Origin of the sequence: Sphingobacterium yanglingense, assembly GCF_004363245.1 — a bacterium.
GTDB lineage: Bacteria > Bacteroidota > Bacteroidia > Sphingobacteriales > Sphingobacteriaceae > Sphingobacterium > Sphingobacterium yanglingense.
The window spans coordinates 47,836-69,701 of sequence record NZ_SNYV01000020.1 but is presented as its reverse complement, the minus strand read 5'-3'; the positions used below and the strand labels follow the sequence as shown (position 1 = coordinate 69,701).

Annotated in this window: 18 protein-coding genes; 13 read left to right on the top strand and 5 right to left on the bottom strand. The window is 37.5% G+C overall.

The window, feature by feature from the left end; genetic code table 11:
* The first annotated feature begins 43 nt into the window (after positions 1-43).
* The 3 genes from miaE (at position 44) to CLV99_RS22615 (ending at position 2,797) form a co-directional block, all read left to right on the top strand.
* Positions 44-625, top strand: a complete 582-nt coding sequence (gene miaE / locus CLV99_RS22625) for a tRNA-(ms[2]io[6]A)-hydroxylase (protein WP_133586803.1) — start codon at positions 44-46, stop codon at positions 623-625.
* Positions 626-737: 112 nt separating this feature from the next.
* Positions 738-1,772, top strand: coding sequence for an LLM class flavin-dependent oxidoreductase (locus CLV99_RS22620; protein WP_133586802.1), 1,035 nt, complete (start codon positions 738-740; stop codon positions 1,770-1,772).
* Between the two features lie 152 nt (positions 1,773-1,924).
* Positions 1,925-2,797 (top strand): DUF4349 domain-containing protein, encoded by an 873-nt coding sequence (locus CLV99_RS22615; RefSeq protein ID WP_133586801.1) that lies wholly within the window; start codon positions 1,925-1,927, stop codon positions 2,795-2,797.
* Between the two features lie 43 nt (positions 2,798-2,840).
* Here the strand turns inward: CLV99_RS22615 and CLV99_RS22610 are convergent, their stop codons facing one another.
* Positions 2,841-3,491 carry a hypothetical protein gene (locus tag CLV99_RS22610; RefSeq protein ID WP_133586800.1) on the bottom strand — a complete coding sequence of 217 codons (651 nt, stop codon included), beginning with the start codon at positions 3,489-3,491 and terminating at the stop codon, positions 2,841-2,843.
* 161 nt (positions 3,492-3,652) lie between these two features.
* Between CLV99_RS22610 and apaG the strand changes: the two genes are divergently transcribed.
* From apaG to CLV99_RS22590, 4 genes are all read left to right on the top strand, one after another.
* Positions 3,653-4,039, top strand: coding sequence for a Co2+/Mg2+ efflux protein ApaG (apaG, locus tag CLV99_RS22605; RefSeq protein ID WP_133586799.1), 387 nt, complete (start codon positions 3,653-3,655; stop codon positions 4,037-4,039).
* A 303-nt stretch (positions 4,040-4,342) separates the two neighbouring features.
* Entirely contained in the window at positions 4,343-6,205 is a 1,863-nt protein-coding gene (locus CLV99_RS22600) for an ABC-F family ATP-binding cassette domain-containing protein (RefSeq protein ID WP_133586798.1), read from the top strand.
* A gap of 63 nt (positions 6,206-6,268) precedes the next feature.
* Entirely contained in the window at positions 6,269-8,128 is a 1,860-nt protein-coding gene (mnmG, locus tag CLV99_RS22595) for a tRNA uridine-5-carboxymethylaminomethyl(34) synthesis enzyme MnmG (protein WP_133586797.1), read from the top strand.
* Positions 8,129-8,204: 76 nt separating this feature from the next.
* Positions 8,205-9,890, top strand: coding sequence for an Ig-like domain-containing protein (locus CLV99_RS22590; RefSeq protein WP_133586796.1), 1,686 nt, complete (start codon positions 8,205-8,207; stop codon positions 9,888-9,890).
* 18 nt (positions 9,891-9,908) lie between these two features.
* Here the strand turns inward: CLV99_RS22590 and CLV99_RS22585 are convergent, their stop codons facing one another.
* Together CLV99_RS22585 and nadB are read right to left on the bottom strand one after the other, a co-directional pair.
* Entirely contained in the window at positions 9,909-10,418 is a 510-nt protein-coding gene (locus CLV99_RS22585) for a gamma carbonic anhydrase family protein (RefSeq protein ID WP_133586795.1), read from the bottom strand.
* Between the two features lie 3 nt (positions 10,419-10,421).
* Positions 10,422-12,014, bottom strand: coding sequence for an L-aspartate oxidase (gene nadB / locus CLV99_RS22580; protein WP_133586794.1), 1,593 nt, complete (start codon positions 12,012-12,014; stop codon positions 10,422-10,424).
* A 481-nt stretch (positions 12,015-12,495) separates the two neighbouring features.
* On the opposite strand from nadB, the gene nadA reads away from it, so the two are divergent.
* The 3 genes from nadA to CLV99_RS22565 all read left to right on the top strand — a co-directional run bounded on the left by nadA (position 12,496) and on the right by CLV99_RS22565 (position 16,571).
* On the top strand, positions 12,496-13,494 hold the full coding sequence (nadA, locus tag CLV99_RS22575; protein ID WP_133586793.1) for a quinolinate synthase NadA: 999 nt from the start codon (positions 12,496-12,498) through the stop codon (positions 13,492-13,494).
* Positions 13,495-13,522: 28 nt separating this feature from the next.
* Positions 13,523-14,563: a thiamine-phosphate kinase gene (gene thiL, locus CLV99_RS22570; protein ID WP_133586792.1), complete on the top strand. Its 1,041-nt coding sequence runs from the start codon at positions 13,523-13,525 to the stop codon at positions 14,561-14,563.
* Between the two features lie 97 nt (positions 14,564-14,660).
* On the top strand, positions 14,661-16,571 hold the full coding sequence (locus CLV99_RS22565) for an acetoacetate--CoA ligase (RefSeq protein ID WP_133586791.1): 1,911 nt from the start codon (positions 14,661-14,663) through the stop codon (positions 16,569-16,571).
* 32 nt (positions 16,572-16,603) lie between these two features.
* Here the strand turns inward: CLV99_RS22565 and CLV99_RS22560 are convergent, their stop codons facing one another.
* Entirely contained in the window at positions 16,604-18,211 is a 1,608-nt protein-coding gene (locus tag CLV99_RS22560; protein WP_133586790.1) for an acyl-CoA carboxylase subunit beta, read from the bottom strand.
* Between the two features lie 137 nt (positions 18,212-18,348).
* Between CLV99_RS22560 and CLV99_RS22555 the strand changes: the two genes are divergently transcribed.
* The 3 genes from CLV99_RS22555 to CLV99_RS22545 are packed head-to-tail and all read left to right on the top strand — an operon-like array spanning position 18,349 to position 21,038.
* A complete protein-coding gene (locus CLV99_RS22555) occupies positions 18,349-19,500 on the top strand; it encodes an acyl-CoA dehydrogenase family protein (RefSeq protein ID WP_133586789.1) in 1,152 nt (383 codons plus the stop codon).
* Positions 19,490-20,344 (top strand): beta/alpha barrel domain-containing protein, encoded by an 855-nt coding sequence (locus tag CLV99_RS22550; RefSeq protein WP_133586788.1) that lies wholly within the window; start codon positions 19,490-19,492, stop codon positions 20,342-20,344. The genes CLV99_RS22555 and CLV99_RS22550 overlap by 11 nt, the downstream gene beginning before the upstream one ends.
* A complete protein-coding gene (locus CLV99_RS22545; protein WP_133586787.1) occupies positions 20,331-21,038 on the top strand; it encodes an enoyl-CoA hydratase/isomerase family protein in 708 nt (235 codons plus the stop codon). The genes CLV99_RS22550 and CLV99_RS22545 overlap by 14 nt, the downstream gene beginning before the upstream one ends.
* Here CLV99_RS22545 and CLV99_RS22540 read toward each other — a convergent pair.
* Positions 21,035-21,829: a segregation and condensation protein A gene (locus tag CLV99_RS22540; protein WP_394347259.1), complete on the bottom strand. Its 795-nt coding sequence runs from the start codon at positions 21,827-21,829 to the stop codon at positions 21,035-21,037. The genes CLV99_RS22545 and CLV99_RS22540 overlap by 4 nt on opposite strands.
* Positions 21,830-21,866: the final 37 nt, after the last annotated feature.

Genomic DNA, 21,866 nt, shown 5'->3' with positions numbered 1-21,866 from the left:
AAATTATCTAAGTTTGTAATTAGGAAACAAATCGAGAATTACAATGCTAGGATTAAAACTACTGACGGACCCTCGCTGGGCTAATATTGCTGAGTCTAATTTGGAGGAGATTTTGACGGACCATGCTTGGTGTGAGCAAAAAGCGGCTTCTAATGCTATAATGCTGATTACTCAAAACCCAGAATTTGAAGACCTTGTACATGAACTCACCGCTATCGCGCTTGAAGAAATGGAACATTTCAAGATGGTAATTGATATCATTAAAGAGAGAGGTTATAAATTAGGTCGTGAACGGAAAGATGACTATGTGGGGCAACTGATGAAGTTTTTAAAGAAAGATGGATCTAGAAACCAAGCATTTATAGACCGTCTATTGTTTGCGGCAATGATAGAAGCCCGTAGCTGCGAAAGATTCCGAGTACTTTCTAAAAACATTGAAGATAAAGAACTGGCTAAGTTTTATCATGACCTTATGGTTTCGGAAGCAAATCATTATACTACGTTTTTGAATTTTGCGAAAACATACAGTAAAGATGTGGATGTTGACAAACGCTGGAAGGAATGGTTGGATTTTGAAGGTGAACTGATACAGTCTTACGGTACCAAAGAATATATACATGGGTAAGTTTTCTTAACCTACCTTAACTTTTACAAACCTAAGGTGGGGTATATTTGTATAAGTTTAGGTGGTCAAGATGGAAAAATTGACTTTGGTTATACGCTTACATTAAAAAACTATGTTAGAATTAGGAATAGGTATGTTTGGCGATCTACAGATAGATCCTAAAACAGGTCAGATACAATCCACACAACAACGCCTTCAAGAAATAATTGAAGAAATTAAATTGATGGATGAGGTGGGTCTTGATTTTTTCGGTATGGGAGAACACCACCGACCAGATTATGCTGTCGCTTCTCCTGAAATAATTCTGGCTGCTGCAGCAACCGTAACAAAGAATATTAAATTAGGCTCAGCAGTGTCAGTATTAAGCTCAACAGATCCTGTAAAACTATATCAGGATTTTGCTACAGTAGATCTTATATCGGGCGGAAGAGCCGAAATAATGGCCGGACGTGGGTCATTTATAGAGTCATTTCCTCTTTTTGGTTACGACCTAAAAGACTATAGCGAATTGTTCGAAGAAAAATTAGACCTTTTGCTCAAAATAAAGAAAAATAAAACCATCAATTGGACTGGTAAATTTAGAAAATCGCTAATCAATCAGGAAATACATCCAAGAGCTACAGAAAAAGGATTGCCTATATGGGTCGCTGTAGGAGGTACGACCTCTTCGGTAATCAGGGCGGGAAAATTAGGTTTGCCGGTTATGTTTGCCATCATAGGTGGTGCTTGGGAACAGTTCACCCCCTTATTTGAAATGTACAAACAGGCCTATGAGGATAATGGGCACGATATGGAAAAATTTCAGGTAGGTGTACATATGCATGCTTTCTTTGGAGAAGATAGTAAAGCTGTTGCTGAAAAATACTATCCTATATATGGAGCACAGATGAATCGAATAGGCGCATCTAGAGGCTGGCCTCCGTATCAAAAATCACAATATGACTTTGGTCGTTCGCCCCATGGACATCTCATTGTAGGGGATGCAAATGAATCAATAGATAAGATTCTGACGGTAAAAGAAGCATTTGGGTTAACCCGATTCTCTGCACATACTGATGTAGGAAGTCCAGACCACAAAGATATGATGAAAGCCATCGAAATATACGGCACAAAAATAGCCCCGAAAGTAAGAGAGGCTACGAAGTAACTAAAAGGCGCTTAATATAGTATTAGGCGCTTTTTTAGTTATAATATCTCTATAGATTATGGAATAGTACTTGTTTTTGCATCTATCTGAAAACCCTAAAATAAAAACCGTGAATTAGGGCTTAGCTATTTGTCAAATTAAAAGATAACAAGATGAACAAAATAACATTCCTATTCGCTCTATTAAGCTTAACTGGTGTTTTAGCATGTGGGCAAGGCTCTAAAGAGGTATCAATGGAAAGCAGCGCTGACGAAGCAATGGCTTATGACTTAAAAACAGTAGATGCAGCTGCCTCCCCCCCAATGACCTTAAAAAGTGTAACGACAGAAGTAGAAACAGGGAAACTCGAAGCAGAAAAACTAAATCAGGGAAAAAAAATAATAAGAACCGGGAACCTATCGATAGAATCTAAAGATCTCAAAAAAACCAAAACGGCAATAGATGCCCTTGTAAAAAGGGTTAATGGCTACTATGAGCAGGAAAGTACTACTACAGGAACGACTTATACAAACTATAATCTAACCCTACGGATCCCCTCCTCTCAGTTTGACAACTTCCTTGAAGGAATAGAGAAAGGTAATGACAAAATAACGGAAAAATCTATTCAGGCTCAAGATATATCTCTTCAGTACTACGATCTGGAATCGCGGATAAAAAGTAAAAGAATATATCTAGATCGGTATCAAAACATGGTAGCCAATGCAAAAAATGTAAAGGAACTCTTAGAAATAGAGGAACAGATAAGGCAATTGCAAGAAGATATAGAGAGTACTGAAAGCACACTACGAGCAATGAAGGATCAGGTGGGTTACAGTACGCTAGTATTAAACTTATACAACTCAGACTCTATAATTGCTAATAGCGACAGTGGTTCCTGGTTAAAAATAAAGGAAGCTTTTGGTTTTGGCTGGGAACTAATAGAAAACATATTTATTGGTGCAATTGGTATTTGGCCCATCCTATTATTACTACTGGCTACATTTATAGGTTGGCTGAGATATAAAAAACATAAAAAAACTAAATAAGAAAAAGGGGCTTTTTGCCTCTTTTTCTTATTACAATTAAGCTTTATTTAAGAGCTACCAAATCCAACCCCTTAAATGCGGCAGTCAATTCATCCAAGGAATAACCTCTGCCTTCGAGTTTTACCACAAAACGTTTGTTATATATCCATTGTATCTCCGAATCCTTCACTCCTTGATCGTTATGCTCCTTAACCATGGTTTTCGTACCATTAATATCCATTGTCTTCTCAAATCCTGTATCTGTTATCTCTTCTTTATCAGTCATCATCCCCATAAACATAAGCGAAACAATACTCGCACCACCTTCTCCTGCCCCATCCATGATATCAATTACAATACTCTTAGACTGATCTTCATTTTTATATTCCGCTTTACCACTCGCTAAATTGAGTGCACTCATCTCTCCTACCTGGAGAGAAGTACGCTTTAATTCCTGAAAAGTTTCTGGTAATACCTTTTTAAAGACATCATTAGAAACAGGACTCATTCCTTTTAACTCATTCATACGAGATTCAAGCTCCTTGCTATATTCTTCCAATTTGCTTAATCCCTTTATGGCTTCTGCAGATTCACTAACTTGCTCTAAAACTCCCTTTTCTTGGTTTCCATCTTCCTGCTTAGCACTATTACCACCACAGGAATACGTTAATCCAGCTCCTATCAATGAAGCCAACATAATGTTCTTTATTTTCATTTTCTATAGATTGTTTGACTATAATATGTACTCTCCGCGGAAATTAACAAAAAGCATACCCTAAACCAAAATAGTCAAAACAATCTAATAAGTTTAAACTATTTAGTATCAATAGGTAATAGAATTATGATTTTAAAAACATAGTTCCTAATTTTGATGCTATGATCACACAATCGACTGCAGGAATCAGTATATCTGTAGAATGCGTATACCAACCGGAATACTCTAACGCAGACAATATGCATTTTATGTTTGCGTATCGGATTACTATAGAGAATACCTCCGACTATACTGCTCAGCTAGTAAGCAGACACTGGGATATATTTGATTCTATAGGTGAACATAAACAAGTGGATGGCGACGGTATAGTAGGCGAACAACCTGTTCTGCAGCCAGGAGAATCGCACCAATATGTATCAGGTTGCAACCTAAAAAGCGAACTGGGATATATGAAGGGCTACTACACGATGATACGGGAAATAGATGGATATGTATTCCAGGTCGAAATACCAAAATTTAATCTCATCGCCTCATTTAGGCTGAACTAACAGCTTTTTGTAAAAACTACTCTATACTATTCTTTTTCTAATCTGCAAGAGATAATTTGCTTACTTTTGTGATTGGATAGGTATGCCTACAGTAGAAAGATTATAATGCTATAATCCAAAGTTATAGGTAAAGCAAATTCAGCTTTACTAAAATAATTATAAATTATTGATAATCAGTATTATAAAAAATTGATTATCAACTGGTATTTTTTGGGCACTACCTTTTTACAAAAAGGGTTCCATAAGCACCCTAATTCAGATAGTATATTTTTATAGTACGATAATAAAATAATATAGGAAAACGTGAGTATACTCAGTACAGAACAAGTTGGTCACTCTTTTAATGACAAATGGTTATTCAAAGAGCTGCATTTTGGCTTGCAAAAAGGCGATCGCATAGCCCTAGTCGGGATAAATGGAACAGGGAAATCTACTTTGTTAAAACTATTGGCAGAGGTTTTCCCACCAGAAGAAGGCAAGATTGTAAAAGAAAAAGGAATCCGAATTGGATACTTACCTCAAGAACCTGATTTTTCAGGCTTGAATACGATCAACGACTTTATTTATAGTGCGGACAATGAGCAACAGCAATTGATCAAACAATATGAGGAACTCGTAGACTCCCCTACTGTAGATGAACATAAGCTAGCAATAATTACGGATCAACTGACAGCGCTCAATGCCTGGGAGTATGAGTACAATATAAAAACTATCTTAAACAGGTTACAGATTTCAAATTTTGACCAAAAGATAGATAGCCTTTCTGGAGGACAAAAGAAAAGGCTATCCTTAGCCAAGCTTCTTATCGACGAACCTGATATATATATATTAGACGAGCCGACCAACCATTTGGATATTGAAACTATTGAATGGCTAGAAAAACTGCTAACAACGGGACAAAAAACTGTTCTTACAGTTTCTCACGATAGATATTTTTTAGATAATATTTGCACAGAGATACGTGAATTAGATAAAGCTAAAGTACATCTGTATAAGGGAAACTATGCCTACTTCTTAGAAAAGAAAGCAGAAAGAGAATACAACGATGCTATACAGGCCGAAAAAGCACGCAATCTATTAAGGAGAGAACTCGAATGGATGCGCAGACAGCCCCAAGCTCGAGGCACTAAATCAAAATCTCGAATAGATGCGTATTATGCCCTAGAAGAGAAATCGAAGGGACCTAGAGCACACGACAAAGTAGAGCTCAGTGTAAAAGTATCCCGTCAAGGCTCCAAAATACTTGAATTAAACAATGTATCAAAATCATTTGATGGACATACATTTATTGACAACTTCTCTTACATATTTAAAAAAGGAGATAGAATTGGGCTAGCTGGTAAGAATGGTACAGGAAAAAGTACATTTCTAAATTTACTAACCGGAACCCTCTCTCCTGACGCAGGAACTGTAGATATAGGAGAAACAACAAAATTCGGATATTACAAACAGGGCGGATTAAATTTCGATAGTGGAGATCGTGTACTAGATATCGTGAAGAATGTAGCGGAATATATAAAAATGGCTAACGGAGATACACTAACGGCCTCTCAACTACTTACACTTTTTCTCTTCCCGCCGGAAAAACAATTCGGAATGGTAAGTAAATTGAGTGGTGGAGAAAAGAAACGTCTGCAGTTGATGCGTATCCTCATGGCCAACCCCAACTTCTTAATACTAGATGAACCTTCCAATGACCTAGATATAGACACCTTAAATGTACTGGAAGACTTTCTAATTAACTATCCTGGAATTCTAATATTGGTATCGCACGACAGATACTTAATAGATAAACTCACAGAGCAACTCTTTATTTTTGATGGAAATGGAGATGTAACCATATACAATGGAAACTATGCAGACTATAAAGCAGAGCAAGAGTTAAAACTAAAAGAAGAAAAATCTATAGACAAAACTACTAAAGACTACCCTACTACAACAAGTCAAAGCAACAAAAAGAAATTAAGCTTCAAAGAGCAATTTGAATACGACACAATAGAAAAAGAAATAGAAGTCTTAGAAAAAAGTATAATCGAAAAAACAGATTTACTAAACAACACTACAGAACACGAAGCGCTAACTGAAATATCAAACGAGATACAAAGCTTACAAAAAGAACTCGATAAAAAATCAGACCGCTGGATAGAATTATCAGAATACATTTAAACTGTTTCACGTGGAACGTAAAAAAAATAAACACTTGTTCCACGTGAAACATCACTTACTAATATGTTTAATAAATATAACGTAATTGTTGTAGGCGCTGGTCACGCAGGGTGCGAAGCAGCAGCAGCAGCAGCAAATCTAGGATCCTCTACCTTACTAATCACTATGAATATGGGGGTGATAGCCCAAATGAGTTGCAATCCTGCAATAGGTGGAGTAGCAAAAGGTCAAATCGTAAGAGAAATAGATGCTATGGGTGGATACACTGGGATCATCGCTGACAAATCTACGATTCAATTCCGGATGCTAAACAAATCCAAAGGACCAGCAATGTGGAGTCCAAGAACGCAAAATGACCGTATGCGTTTTGCAGAAGAATGGAGATTACAACTCGAAGCTATTCCAAATCTGGATATGTGGCAGGATACCGTCAAAGAAGTAATTGTAGAAAACGGTACTGCAAAAGGGGTGATAACATCTCTAGGTATACGCATAGAAGCAGATGCTGTCATACTGACGAATGGAACTTTTTTGAACGGCCTAATACATATTGGTGATAAAAAATTTGGTGGTGGGCGTACCGGAGAAAAATCGGCAACAGGGCTCACAGAACAACTTGTCTCTTTAGGATTCGAATCAGGGAGAATGAAAACAGGGACTCCCCCACGCATAGACGGAAGAAGTTTAAACTACGCACTCATGGAAGAACAATGGGGCGATGAAGAAAAAGGACGTTTTTCGTTTACCGATGTTCCATTACCTACAGAACAACGTTGCTGTTGGATAACCTATACAAACGACAAGGTACACGAAATATTGAAAACCGGTTTCGAAAAATCTCCAATGTTCACCGGAAGAATCAAAGGTCTAGGACCAAGATACTGTCCATCCATAGAAGATAAAATAAACAGATTTGCTGAACGAGATAGACATCAAATTTTCGTAGAGCCAGAAGGATTTCAAACTGTCGAGATATATGTCAACGGTTTTTCAACTTCACTACCAGAGGATGTACAGCAAAAAGCGTTACGACTTATACCTGGTTTTGAAAATGCTAAAATGTACAGACCCGGATATGCCATAGAATATGACTATTTCCCTCCTATGCAATTGGATCTAACCCTAGAAACATTGAAGGTGAAAAATCTATTCTTCGCAGGACAAATAAACGGAACAACAGGTTACGAAGAAGCCGGAGCCCAAGGTTTTGTAGCGGGAGTAAATGCACATCAAAAGATAAATGATCTTCATGAGCTTATTCTAAAAAGATCAGAATCCTATATCGGTGTACTAATAGATGATCTAGTAACAAAAGGTACCGAAGAACCGTACCGTATGTTTACATCCAGAGCTGAACACCGCTTATTGCTAAGACAAGATAATGCGGACATCAGGCTCACTCCTATCGCACATAAACTAGGACTCGTCTCTGACGAAAGACTACAAAAAGTACAGGAGAAAATAGACAACTCCGATAAGCTCGTAAACTATATGAAGCAAGCCGCGGTAAGTCCAGAAGAAATGAATGGGATATTAACGCGAGAAAATTCAAGTCCATTGAATCAGAAAAGTAAAATGTTTGCTGTACTTACGCGTCCGCAAATTAATATCCAACATATAGCGGAAGCAAATGCAGACTTCGATGCGCTGTTGCAACAACACGATAAAGAAACAATCGAGCAGGCAGAAATAAAAGTAAAATACGATAGCTACTTCGAAAAAGAAATAGAGATCGTAAACAAGATGAAAAAAATGGAGGATAAAGAAATTAATCCTAATTTTGATTATTCTTCATTAACTTCGCTATCGATAGAAGCACGTGAAAAGTTACTCAAGGTAAAACCTAGAACACTTGGACAGGCTTCGCGAATATCTGGGGTGTCACCTTCGGATATTAGCGTTTTAATGGTTCATATGAGTTAATTAACTATATATCAATAGGTTATATAATATAAAATCGACTTAAAATAAAGCGATATAAGAGATTATCTATAAATTTATGATACTGGAGTCCACTAAAGATAATATTGCGTCAAAACGCCTTAAAACACATTTAATCCAAAAATTGATAATAATAGGCTTTATATCCCTTATATCGCTCACATTTTTTCGCTGCGCAAACATGCAACGGCCTACTGGTGGACCAAAAGATTCACTTCCACCAAAAATTCTAAATGAATCGCCTGCAAACTTCACCAGAAATTTCGCCGCTAAAGAAATCGTTCTGACAATGGATGAATATATAAAACTGAACAACCAGTTTAAAGAATTCAGCATATCCCCAGACGCGGACAAGCAACCTGAGTATAAAGTGAAGAAAAAAAACCTACATATACTTCTACCCGACTCACTCGAAAAGAACACAACCTATACTATCAACTTTGGTAAAGGTCTAGTAGATTACAATGAAGGAAATCCTATTGTAAACTACACCTATGTTTTCTCGACAGGCCCTGAACTTGATTCTTTAAAAATAACAGGATCAGTAAAAAATGCGTATACTAAAGTATTTGACGAAAAAATAGATAAAGACGTAAAAGTACTACTCATCCCTACCCGCCAGGATTCTATATTTGGAAAACGAAAAGCAAACATATTCACCATAGTAGATTCTTCAGGGAACTTCACTTTTAGAAATCTGAGGGAGGATACCTATAGAATATATGCTTTAAAAGAGCAAAATAACGACAGGATATACAACAATCCGGAAGAGGCCATTGGATTTATAGGAGATAGCATAGTACTCAACAAAGATGTAGAAAACATAAAAATAGAATACTCCGTAGGAAAACCGACCAAATTCAGAACGATTGAAAAGAAAATAGAGAAAAATAGCAGGATATTGCTGACTTTCAATCAGCCTATTGATTCGGCAAGTATCAGAATAATGGACCCCAATATACCTATAGCTGATCAACAAATCCGATTTTCGAATTACAGTGATTCCTCTTTCATATTTCTTAAAAATATGGACTTTGATTCTATAAAATTCAAGTTAAGTGATAAAGAAAAGGTACTGGATACAATCCTCTTAAGAAGATCAAAAAATGAAAAATACGAACGCTTTATAGAGCCTGTTATCAATATAGGAAGTAAAGTTGACAAGATCAAACATCTGACGATAACGAGTCTCTTTCCTATTAAAAATATAGATAAAGCTAAGGTTATACTCATGGAAGATAGTACCTCCAGACGTAACTTCCAACTTCAACAGGATACTCTTAACCAGAATTTATATCATATCCGCTACAATTGGAAAGCCAATAAAAACTATGAACTTGTATTGGAAGAAAAGGCTATTCTAAGTCCCTTTGATGATTTTAACAAAGAGTTTAAAACTAAGTTCACTTTAGATGAATCAGAGAACTATGGCGATATAAAATTCAAAATAAATGGTATAGAACCTGATATACAATACATTGTACAGCTTACTGATGAAAAAAGAGAAAAAATATTTGACAGTAGAATAATTACTAACACGGATGAAGTAGCTTATATAAAGTATCCAGGAGGAAAATACATATTACGCGTCATAAAGGACTTAAATAAAAACCAACGATGGGATGGTGCTGACGTCTATAATAAAATACAGGCTGAACCAATCTGGTACTTAGACAAATCATTTACAATTCGTGCGAACTGGGAGCAAAACGAAAATGTAGTGCTAAAATTTGAACAAAACTAGTTTTATACAGCCCCTTTATTACTTAAACCAAGAGGCATACATCACGTAATTATGCGGAAGATTCTGCAATAGAGATAGTTGATCTTCCGTCAATGGTTTTACTTTCTTTGCCGGTACACCGGCGTAAAGAAAACCAGACTCACAGATGGTATTTTCTAATACTACTGCGCCTGCGGCAATGATTACGTTGCTTTGTATATGGGCCTGGTCCATTACGATCGCTCCCATGCCGATAAGTACGTGGCTATCTATCGTACAACCGTGAACTATCGCGTTGTGCCCTACATTAACGTAAGATCCAATGTCCGTACCATTACGTTCGTAGGTACCGTGAATAGTTACATTGTCCTGAATATTGGAATAATCTCCTATTCTAATATAATTTACATCTCCGCGTACAACTGCATTAAACCAAATGGAACAGTTCTTTCCAACTGTTACGTCACCCACAATCGTACTATTAGGCGCAAGATAGGTATCATCACCTATAAATGGAAAACTCGCTTTAACTGGGAGAATTGTAGCCATAATCTATAAAATTGTATCCTCCAACTGCTCTGCATGCTGAAGATAATCTGTTGTAAAATGTAATCCCCTACTCTCTTTTCTATTCATGGCAGACTTGACAACCAAATAAGCCACTTGTATAACGTTACGAAGCTCGCATAGTTTCACCGATAAACGTGTCCTTTTATAAAAAGATTCCGTTTCTTCATGCAATAAACCTAAACGACGCATAGCTCGATCAAGACGAAAATCAGAACGAACAATACCTACATAATCACTCATAAATTTTTGGGTCTCCCGCAGATTATGAGTAACCAAAATATCCTCGTTAGAAAGCTTTGTATTCGAATCGTCCCAGTCTGGAACTGCTTCTTGATAAGTCAAAGCCGAGAACTTGGCTTCTGCATCCAAAAATATGCGATGTGCATACACTGCGGCCTCTAATAAAGAATTGGAAGCCAGCCTATTAGCTCCATGAAGCCCTGTAGACGCACATTCTCCACAAGCATACAGGTTGGCTATTGAACTAGCACCAAACTCGTCTACAAGTATGCCTCCACATAAATAATGTGCTGCTGGAGTAACAGGTATAAAATCCTTTGTCATATCCAAGCCTATCGAAAGACATTTCTCATAGATATTTGGAAAATGTGAAAGCAAATCAGCCTTATTGCGATGCGTAATATCCAAATAAACATAATCTAGCCCAGACCGCTTCATTTCGCTATCTATAGCTCGAGCGACTATATCTCTTGGAGCAAGCGAACCACGCTCGTCATACTCCTCCATAAAGGATTCGCCATTACATCTTCTTAAGATACCTCCAAAACCACGCACAGCCTCTGAAATCAAAAAGGCAGGGTATTCGCTCGGATTATATAAAGCAGTTGGATGAAACTGTATAAACTCCATATTCCTAACCTTTCCTTTGGCCCTATACACCATAGCAATGCCATCACCCGTAGCAATAGTTGGATTTGTAGTGCTAGAATAAACATGACCAGCTCCACCAGTAGCCATCAGTGTGACCTTTGCGAGGAACTTTTCCACATTGTTAGTAAAAGTGTTGAAAGCGTAAATACCGTAACAAGCGGTGTCTACAGACTTCTTATCCACATGCTTCCCTAAATGATGCTGTGTAATGAGATCTACTGCAAAGTAATGTGTTAGAATCTCTATATTCGGTTCCTGATGAATCTTCTCAAGTAACGCACGCTCAATTTCATAGCCCGTAATATCCTTATAATGAAGAATTCTATGCGCAGAATGACCTCCCTCCTTCGCTAAATCATAACTACCTGAATCTTCTCTATCGAACGAGGTCCCATAAGCTATCAGCTCGTCTATACGGGCAGGCCCCTCCTTGATCACGTTTTCCACAACCTGTGGATTACAAAGACCATCCCCCGCAATTAGGGTATCCTGTATGTGTTTTTCGAAGCTATCAGTATGATCTGTAACGACCGCTACACCTCCCTGGGCATACTTTGTATTGGACTCGTCTTCATTAGACTTAGTGACTATCAATACTTTACCTAACTTAGCTGCTTTCAAAGCAAAACTCAACCCTGCTATACCCGAGCCTACTATTAAAAAGTCAACTTTTCTCTCCGACATAAAAAAAACTTAAATATAGAACCTATATACGTTAACAAATTAACAAAATATGTGGAAAACGTGTAAACAAATAGTGAATTAAATTGTAAAACTTTTTATTATTCCACAATCGCCTATAAATACACACATTCAGAACCCAAAAATTCTACAAATATGAAGCAGATATTAACAAATTGTAAACATAAATAAATTCACATCTGAATATGGAAAAAATAAAGCCGCTAAAATTACCTAATTGAAAATCAGACTATATTCGATAAGATTCTGTGGATAACTTGTGGATAAAGCGCCCTTATCTCAAAAATAAAATAATTTTTGACTCACTTATCCCCATTTTCCACAGACTAATAAACAATAAGATTGATTTATATAAAATAGATTATTAATTATTGAAAAAAAGGAATGTGGATTTCGTTTGAATTTCTTTGTTTACTTTTGTGATGTTGATTTAGTTCCAATGATTGACAAATAAAGAAGAGAGATGAATATTACTTTTGAGAGAGACTTAGAAGCCAAAGGCTTTATTGATGTCGCTATTGATCCTAGTATTGATTTGATCGAAGAAATAAAACGGTTGAAGAAAGAAAAGAATGCTGTCATTTTAGCTCATTATTACCAAGAGTCTGAAATACAGGATCTAGCAGATTATATCGGAGATAGCTTAGGGCTGTCGCAACAGGCTGCAAAAACAGATGCTGATGTGATTGTATTTGCAGGGGTTCATTTTATGGCAGAAACTGCTAAAATACTGTCGCCCAGTAAAAAAGTACTGCTTCCGGATTTGAAAGCGGGATGCTCGTTGTCGGATAGTTGTCCTCCTCATCTCTTTGCTAAATTTAAAGAGCAATATCCAGATCATCTAGTGATTACCTATGTGAATTGTACTGCCGAATTAAAGGCGCTTTCAGATATTGTATGTACATCAAGTAATGCGGTTCAGATTGTTGAGAGTTTGCCACGTGACCAGAAGATAATTTTTGGACCGGATAAAAATCTCGGAGATTATGTAAAGAAAAAAACTGGTAGGGATTTGGTATTATGGAATGGTGCATGTATGGTGCACGAGATTTTTTCGCAAGAAAAAATTGAAAGATTGCTAAACGAAAATCCTGGAGCCAAATTTATAGCGCATCCAGAGTGTGAGGAACATATACTAAGTCAAGCCGATTATATCGGTTCTACTTCAGGAATGTTAAAATTTACGATAGAAGACGCTAGTCAAACGTATATTGTAGCTACGGAATCGGGCATTTTACATCAGATGCAAAAAGCCAGTCCAAATAAGAAATTTATTCCAGCTCCTCCGAACAATGCTTGTGCGTGTAATGATTGTCCACATATGAAACTCAATACATTGGAGAAATTGTACAATTGTCTCTATTATGAGCAACCTGAGATTGTTTTGCCTGAGAATGTCATCGCTAGAGCGCAAAAACCTATCGAACGAATGTTGGAAATATCAGCTCAACTGGGGCTGTAATAGATGAAGAAAAATACGAGCAAGAAATATGTTTGACAATATAGACAAAACAAATATCAGTGAGTTGGGAGAATTTGGTTTAATTCACCACCTTACGCAAGCTGTCGAATTAACGGAGGCTTCAACGGTCAAAGGAATTGGAGATGATGCAGCCGTATTAGATTTTGCGAATAAAAAAACGTTGATTTCTACTGATTTACTACTGGAAGGAATTCACTTTGACTTGCGTTATGTTCCCTTAAAACACTTGGGCTACAAAGCTGTGCAAGTCAATCTCAGTGATATTTATGCAATGAACGGTATAGCTTCACAAATTACATTTTCAATAGGATTATCTTCGAAATTTCCCTTAGAGGCTGTGGAAGAAATCTATGAAGGTGCCTTAATAGCTTGCAAAAAATTTAATGTTGACTTGATTGGTGGGGATACCTCAGCGTCGGCGCAGGGGTTGGTCATTTCTGTAACGAGTATCGGCTATGCGGAGGAAAATGAAATCGCTTATCGATCAGGTGCGAAAGAGGGAGATTTGATATGCGTTTCGGGAGATTTGGGAGGGGCTTATGTAGGTCTGCAGCTGTTAGAACGCGAGAAGCAAATTTACCTGGAAAATCCTAATATTCAACCTGACCTAGAAGGCAAGGACTATATTATCGAACGACAGTTGAAACCAGAAGCACGGAAAGATGTTATCCAGTTGTTAGAAGCGTTGCACGTGAAACCTCATGCTATGATTGATGTTTCGGATGGATTGGCTTCTGAAATATTGCATATTTGTAAAGCTTCTAATGTAGGCTGTAAATTGTATGAGGATAAAATCCCTATTGATCCAATGACTTATGAGACTGCTCGAGAATTTGGTTTGGATCCTACGGTATGTGCATTAAGTGGTGGTGAGGATTACGAGCTTCTATTCACCGTTCCGCAGTCTGACTATGACAAAATTAAGGGACAGTTGGATATTTCCGTAATAGGATATATCACCGAGACAGCAGAAGGGTGTAATATGATATCTAAATCTGGACATGTGCATGAAATAAAGGCTCAGGGATGGAACGCTTTCAATAAATAGTCAAAAGCAGACTCTTTATATTACGATATATAGTATTATTGTTTATTTTGTTGCCTAAATTGCTAATTTTGCAATTATTATAGCCAAAATAAACAATATGACTAAAGCGTTATGGACACCATCGTCCGATTATATCAATAAGTCTGGACTTTTCCACTATCAACAATTTTTAGAATCGGATAAAGGAATAAAATTTTCCTCCTATCATGAATTGCATCAATGGTCAATTGATAATTTAGAAGAATTTTGGTCTAGCTTGTTTTCCTACTTTCGTATATCTTATTCGGGTAGGTATAAAAAAGGGGTGTCTTGGGATAGCAGTGCTACTGATTTTATTGAGACACAGTGGTTTGAAGGGGTAGAACTGAGTTATGCAGAACATATTTTCAAGCAAAAGACCACAGAAAGGCCAGCGCTTAAATTTGCTAGCGAATCGATAGGCTACGAGGAGGTTTCCTGGGAAGAATTAAGTGAAATGGTCAGCCGGATTCAACAGTTTCTTGTGGAAAAAGGTGTGGAAAAAGGTGACCGTGTAGCAGCTGTATTGAATAATACGATAGAATCTATAGCTATATTTCTGGCAGTCAATTCATTAGGGGCTATCTGGTCCTGCTGTTCACCTGACTTTGGAGATGTAAGCATTTCTGAACGTTTTACCCAAATTAAACCCAAGGTATTATTCATAGAGACTTCTTACCAGTACAATGAAAGGATATTTTCTAAATTAGAAACATTGGAGCGGTTGAAGTCAGATCTAACTGATCTTTCGGCTATTGTACAGGTTTATGAAGACGATTGGAAGAAAATTATATTCGGTTATGTACCAAAGCAATTAACTTTTGTACGCGTTCCATTTGCTCATCCAATTTGGATATTGTATTCTTCTGGCACAACAGGAAAACCTAAGGCGATTACACACAGTACTGGTGGCAATCTTCTTGAACATTTTAAGGCTTTAGTATTACATCAAAATGTGCAGAATGGAGAGAATTTTCTTTGGTATACGACAACGGGTTGGATGATGTGGAACTATGCATTGTCATCTCTCTTATGTGGGGCTACTCTTTGCTTGTTTGATGGTATTATTAACCATAATAAGCACCTTACCTTTTGGACATTTTTAAAAAGAGCACAGGTCGATCACCTTGGAGCAGGAGCTGTTTATTTTACCTCATTAGAAGGGGTCGAAATAGTAGATTATGCACCGAAGGTTATCGGTTCTACGGGGTCTCCTCTACCCATAGCTACTTTTGAAGATTTGCAACGTAAATTTCCAGATGTACATATTGTTTCTTTGAGCGGAGGGACTGATGTTTGTTCAGCCTTTTTGTCGGGAAGTCCAACCCTACCAGTATATGCAGGTATGTTGCAGTGTCGAACATTAGGGGCTGATATAGTTGCGTTTAATGATGAAGGAGTAGCCGTATACGATGAGGTAGGTGAACTGGTAATCCGAAAGCCTATGCCTTCTATGCCGCTTTATTTTTGGAATGATATAGATAATATAAAATATCATGAAAGTTATTTCGATCGTTTTCCATCGGTATGGAGCCATGGTGATTGGATAAAAATAAATGATGAAGGAGTGGTAATCTATGGTAGGTCGGATGCTACACTAAATCGGGGTGGTGTACGTATAGGTACTGCAGAGATCTATAATGCAGTGAATAGCCTAACACCGATAAAAGATAGCTTGGTAATCTGTATAGATTATGAAAATGGGTCTTCGACGATGTTACTATTTGTACAGATGGAAGAAAAGATGGGGTTTGATGAGGAGTTAAGGGATATGATAAAGCGAACGTTGAGGGCACAATATAGTCCAAGACATGTACCTGATTCTATTTACCCTGTTTCTGATATACCGTATACGTTGAGTGGTAAAAAGCTAGAGCTTCCTATCAAGAAGATATTTTCGGGTAAAGAGATAAGTAAAGTCGTGTCGACTGATATAATGCGTAATCCAGAGTCTTTAGCTGAATATATTGCTATCTATAATACTCATTAGGGCTGAAAACCAGCCCTAATGAATATCTTTGATCAGGTCTGTATAACCCCTACATTGTATTTTGGTATATCTGGATTATTGTTTGCAGCTTCAATACCCATACTGATGATTTTTCTGGTCTCTTTGGGATCTATGACACCATCTACCCAAAGTCGAGCTGCTGCGTAATAAGGACTTAGTTGTTCATTATATTTTTGTTCTATCTCTGAAAGTAACTTGTTTTTTTCACTTTCGGACAGCTGTATTCCCTTTCCTTTTAAGGCCGCTTCTTGAATCTGTAGTAATGTTTTACCTGCTGAAGCACCACTCATGACAGCCATCTGGGCAGTAGGCCAAGCATATATCAACCTAGGATCATATGCCTTACCACACATGGCGTAGTTTCCTGCACCATAGCTATTTCCTATTATAAACGTAAATTTTGGAACAACGGAATTGGCCATTGCATTGACCATCTTAGCTCCGTCCTTGATGATCCCCCCCTGCTCTGACCGGGAACCTACCATAAATCCTGTTACATCCTGAAAGAATACCAAAGGAATTTTCTGTTGGTTACAGTTCATGATGAACCTAGCGGATTTATCTGCAGAATCGGAGTAGATGACACCCCCCATTTGCATTTCTTGTGTGCCTCCCGGTTTCTTTGCTTTGACGATTTCTCTTTGATTGGCAACTATGCCTACTGCCCATCCATCTATTCGGGCTAAGGCACAGATTATAGTCTTGCCATAATCTTTTTTATATTCTTCAAGTGAGCCTTTGTCTACGATAGAATCCAGTAACTGGAGCATATTATAAGGCTTGAGTCTATCTTCTGGAAGATTTTTATAGACGGCCTCAGCTGGTAAGAGGGGTAATTGGGATGCTATTCTTGAAAACCCTGCTTTCGGGGTATCTCCGAACTTATCCACTATTTTTTTGATAGCGTCTAAACAACTTTCATCATCTGGATATTTATTGTCAGTTACACCTGATATCTCAGAGTGGGTGGTGGCCCCTCCTAAGCTTTCGTTGTCAATGACTTCGCCGATAGAGGACCTAACAAGGTAAGAACCGGCCAGAAAAACAGAGCCTGTCCCCTCTACAATAAGTGCATAATCGGACATTATGGGTAAATAAGCCCCGCCCGCCACACATGATCCCATAATGGCAGATATCTGTGGAATACCCATTGCTGAAATCTTTGCGTTGTTTCTGAAAATTCGACCAAAATGCTCTTTGTCTGGAAATATCTCGTCTTGCATCGGAAGATATACACCCGCAGAATCTACTAAGTAAATAATGGGAAGGTGGTTTTCCATTGCTATTTCTTGTGCTCTAAGATTCTTTTTGCCCGTTATAGGAAACCATGCACCTGCTTTTACAGTAGCATCATTAGAAACAATAACACATAGTCTTTTTTGTATATATCCCATGACAATAGCTACACCTCCATTTGGACAGCCTCCATCATCTTGATACATATTATCTCCAGCAAAAGCTCCTATTTCTGTATAAGGACTATCAGGATCCAGTAAATATTTTATACGTTCCCAAGCGGTGAATTTTCCTTTTTCTTTGTGTTTTTGGATTTTATCTAAACCGCCCCCTAAATAAAGTTTTTCAGTTTTTTCTTTTAATATTTCAAGAAGTTTTTCCATATGCTATGGATTATTAATTTAATATTTACAAAAGGTCATTTGAATTATTTTTATAAATATCGTAAAATATTATTTGTTTTTTTTGATATTTGTAATAATAATTATAAACTGAATATAAACATAAGTAAAATTTCATTATGTATAATGCGAAGGATACCGAGCAAATGGTAATGATACGTGAGAGCGCACGTGAATTTGCAAAAACGCACATCAAACCTTTTGTGATGGAGTGGGATGAAAAGCAATATTTTCCTGTAGAGCTTTTTAAGAAAATGGGTGATTATGGTTTTATGGGAATTCTAGTACCAGAAAAGTATCATGGTGCGGGACTTACTTATCAGGAGTATATCACTATTTTGGATGAAATATCTAAGGTATGTGGTTCTATAGGACTTTCCGTAGCAGCACATAATTCGTTATGTACCAATCATATTCTTTCTTTTGCAAGTGAAGAACAAAAAGAAAAATATTTGCCAAAATTAGCTACAGCAGAATGGATCGGTGCCTGGGGACTGACAGAAACAGGATCGGGGTCCGACGCAGGTGGAATGACTACCGTGGCTGTTCAAGATGGTGATTATTGGGTGATAAATGGTTCCAAAATTTTTATTACACATGCAATAAGCGCAGATGTAGCAGTAGTTATTGTCCGTACCGGTGAGAAGGGAGATAAACATGGAATGACGGCTTTTATTATTGAAAAAGGAACACCTGGATTTACTGCAGGTAAGAAGATAGATAAATTGGGAATGCGGGCATCGGAGACAGCAAGTTTGTTCTTTGATAATTGTAGAGTTCACAAAGATCAGGTTATAGGAGAAGTAGGCAATGGTTTTGTACAGGCACTAAAGTTGCTGGACGGAGGTCGTATTTCTATCGCTGCATTGTCTTTGGGAATAGCGCGCGGTGCTTACGAATGTGCATTGCAATACTCGAATGAAAGGGAACAGTTTAATCAAAAAATATTTGATTTTCAGGATGTTTCATTTAAATTAGCCGATATGGCAACGAAGATTGAAGCTTCAGAGTTATTGATTAGACAGGCCGGTTATTTGAAAGATACGCATCAAAAAGTAACAAAAGAAGGTGCTATGGCTAAGCTTTACGCATCAGAGGTTGCCGTGGAAGCAAGTAATGAGTCCGTACAGATACATGGTGGATATGGATTTACAAAAGATTTTCCCGCTGAAAAATTCTTTCGGGATGCCAAACTATGTACAATCGGTGAAGGAACTAGCGCGATACAGAAAATGGTAATCGCACGCGAAATACGAAAAGATGTCAAATAGTTCGGAAATAAAATTAGTAGAATGTCCTAGAGATGCAATACAAGGTATAGGTGATTTTATTCCTACAGAAAAGAAAATCACCTATATTAATCAATTACTAGCTTCAGGGTTATTCGAGTATATCGATTTTGGAAGCTTTGTATCGCCAAAAGCTGTGCCCCAATTGAAGGATACGGTAGAAGTCTTAGAGGGATTGGATAAGGGAAAGGCTAAGCTGTTGGCAATAGTTGCCAATGAAAGGGGGGCGCAAGTTGCTTCTGGACTAGACAGAATAGATTATTTGGGATATCCATTTTCTATTTCGGAAACATTTCAGCAACGTAATGCTAATTCGTCTGTTTATGAGTCTTTAGAACGTGTAAAACGTATCTGTGATCTGATGCAAAGTAATAAACAGGAACTTGTCGTCTATATTTCTATGGCATTTGGGAATCCTTATGGTGATCTGTGGCATGAAGATTTAGTTATAGAATGGATGGATCGTCTATCAAATCTAGGGGTAAATAGATTTTCTATCGCTGATACGACTTCGGAAGCTTCTGTAGATGCCGTTGCTAGTCTATATCGTCAAGTCGCCATGCAGTTTCCTAATGCTGAATTAAGTTTACATCTACACGCTAGGATTGAAGAAGCCCTACTAAAAGTCGAAGCTGGGTATAATGCTGGATGCAGACGTTTTGAGGGAGCATTATTAGGGTATGGAGGTTGTCCATTTGCTAAAGATGATTTGGTTGGGAATATTCCAATGGAATTATTATTAGACAGATTCAAAAAGGGAAATATAGAACAGCGTGTTGCGCTTATGGATGCATTTCAAACGATGATTGAACATGGGAGAGTATAAATATATCAAGGTTGAAATAGACCGTTATATCTGTAAAGTGGTATTGGCCAGACCTGGTAAGCGAAATGCTTTTACTCCTACCATGGTCAATGAGATACATCATGTGTTTCAAAAAGTAAATGGAGACGATGCTATTAAAGTGGTACTCATCGAAGCTGAAGGACCTGTGTTTTGTGCAGGGATGGATTTAAAGACTTTTGAAGATGCTGGACTGGATGACGTAAATCCTACCATTATAAATGAAAATATATCCCTGGGCGAGGTATTTGAGAGGTTGTATAAACCTTCGATAGCTATTATGGAAGGAAATGTAATAGCGGGAGGTTTTTTGATAGCTTTGGGGTGTACTTATGTATTTGCTACTCCAGATGTGAAGTTTAGATTGCCGGAATTGGACCTTGGTATATTTCCGTTTCAGGTGATGGCTAGTTTACTAAAGATCATGTCCGAAAAGCAGGTACTACAATTATGTCTGGATACAGAATATTTTGATTTTGAACGGGCTCGAGATCTAGGGCTTGTAGATGGTGTTTTGGATAGGAAAGAATTGGATATATTGATTGGAAGCTTCGAAAATAAATCTGTTCGTGCCTTGAAAGAAGGTATAAAGTCTTTACGAGCTATAAAATCAATTCCGGCACAAGATCAGTTTACCTATTTGAAAGAGGTATTGGATAATCTGAAGAGAGGCTAATTAGCTTCCTCTTCTTCGATGACTTGATCGACAGCATTTGGATCTTTCCTTTCTATAGAAAAGCTATTATAGCCTGCACCAATCTCTATCTCTAATAGTTTTTGTTGCAACATCTCTAATATAGCTAAGAAATTGAAAACAAACTGTACTCTATTCTCTGAGTGTTTGAGGATATGTTGGAAATCCAGTTTCTTATTGAGCTCAATGAGTTCAGCTATGGCTTTCTTTTGCTGTTCGATTGTATAAGGGAATTTGACAACGGTATGTGTCACAGGCATTACCCTGTGGGTAAAATGAAACATCATCTTTTCATATACCATCATCAGTTTGTATAAATCGAAAGATGCGAGTTCTTCTTCGGTTGTCTGTCGCTGGGTGTGTTTTAGATCATAGGAAATATTGGCGCGATGGTGTAGTTTTTCGCGGTCCGTTTCCAAAACTTTTAATGATTCACAGACATCCTTGAATTGTTTGTAGAGGATAAGTTTCTGAACAAGTTGTTCCTTTAGATCTACTTCATTTTCATTTCCATCTAAATCAGGACGAGGAAGTAACATTTTTGCCTTAATACGCATCAGGGTCGAGGCAACAAAAATGAATTCGGAAGCTAATTCTATGTTTAAGGATTGCATCTTCTGGATATAATCCAAAAAGTCATCTGTAATTCTAGAAATAGGAATATCGTGGATGTTCAATTCATCGCGTTCGATAAAGAACAATAAAAGGTCAAAGGGACCTTCAAATTGTTCCAGTTTTATTTCGTAGTTTGTCGCATCCATATACAATCTCAAAAATAGACATTTGAAAGTTAATATTTATGTTTTAGAA

Bases quoted from the DNA above. Each gene is read 5' to 3' on its own strand.
- apaG (WP_133586799.1), top strand. From the start codon at position 3,653: ATGATCACACAATCGACTGCAGGAATCAGTATATCTGTAGAATGCGTA.
- thiL (WP_133586792.1), top strand. From the start codon at position 13,523: ATGTTTGACAATATAGACAAAACAAATATCAGTGAGTTGGGAGAATTT.
- mnmG (WP_133586797.1), top strand. From the start codon at position 6,269: ATGTTTAATAAATATAACGTAATTGTTGTAGGCGCTGGTCACGCAGGG.
- nadA (WP_133586793.1), top strand. From the start codon at position 12,496: ATGAATATTACTTTTGAGAGAGACTTAGAAGCCAAAGGCTTTATTGAT.
- CLV99_RS22565 (WP_133586791.1), top strand. From the start codon at position 14,661: ATGACTAAAGCGTTATGGACACCATCGTCCGATTATATCAATAAGTCT.
- CLV99_RS22615 (WP_133586801.1), top strand. From the start codon at position 1,925: ATGAACAAAATAACATTCCTATTCGCTCTATTAAGCTTAACTGGTGTT.
- CLV99_RS22555 (WP_133586789.1), top strand. From the start codon at position 18,349: ATGTATAATGCGAAGGATACCGAGCAAATGGTAATGATACGTGAGAGC.
- CLV99_RS22620 (WP_133586802.1), top strand. From the start codon at position 738: ATGTTAGAATTAGGAATAGGTATGTTTGGCGATCTACAGATAGATCCT.
- miaE (WP_133586803.1), top strand. From the start codon at position 44: ATGCTAGGATTAAAACTACTGACGGACCCTCGCTGGGCTAATATTGCT.
- CLV99_RS22560 (WP_133586790.1), bottom strand. From the start codon at position 18,211: ATGGAAAAACTTCTTGAAATATTAAAAGAAAAAACTGAAAAACTTTAT.
- CLV99_RS22550 (WP_133586788.1), top strand. From the start codon at position 19,490: ATGTCAAATAGTTCGGAAATAAAATTAGTAGAATGTCCTAGAGATGCA.
- CLV99_RS22545 (WP_133586787.1), top strand. From the start codon at position 20,331: ATGGGAGAGTATAAATATATCAAGGTTGAAATAGACCGTTATATCTGT.
- CLV99_RS22610 (WP_133586800.1), bottom strand. From the start codon at position 3,491: ATGAAAATAAAGAACATTATGTTGGCTTCATTGATAGGAGCTGGATTA.
- CLV99_RS22590 (WP_133586796.1), top strand. From the start codon at position 8,205: ATGATACTGGAGTCCACTAAAGATAATATTGCGTCAAAACGCCTTAAA.
- CLV99_RS22585 (WP_133586795.1), bottom strand. From the start codon at position 10,418: ATGGCTACAATTCTCCCAGTTAAAGCGAGTTTTCCATTTATAGGTGAT.
- nadB (WP_133586794.1), bottom strand. From the start codon at position 12,014: ATGTCGGAGAGAAAAGTTGACTTTTTAATAGTAGGCTCGGGTATAGCA.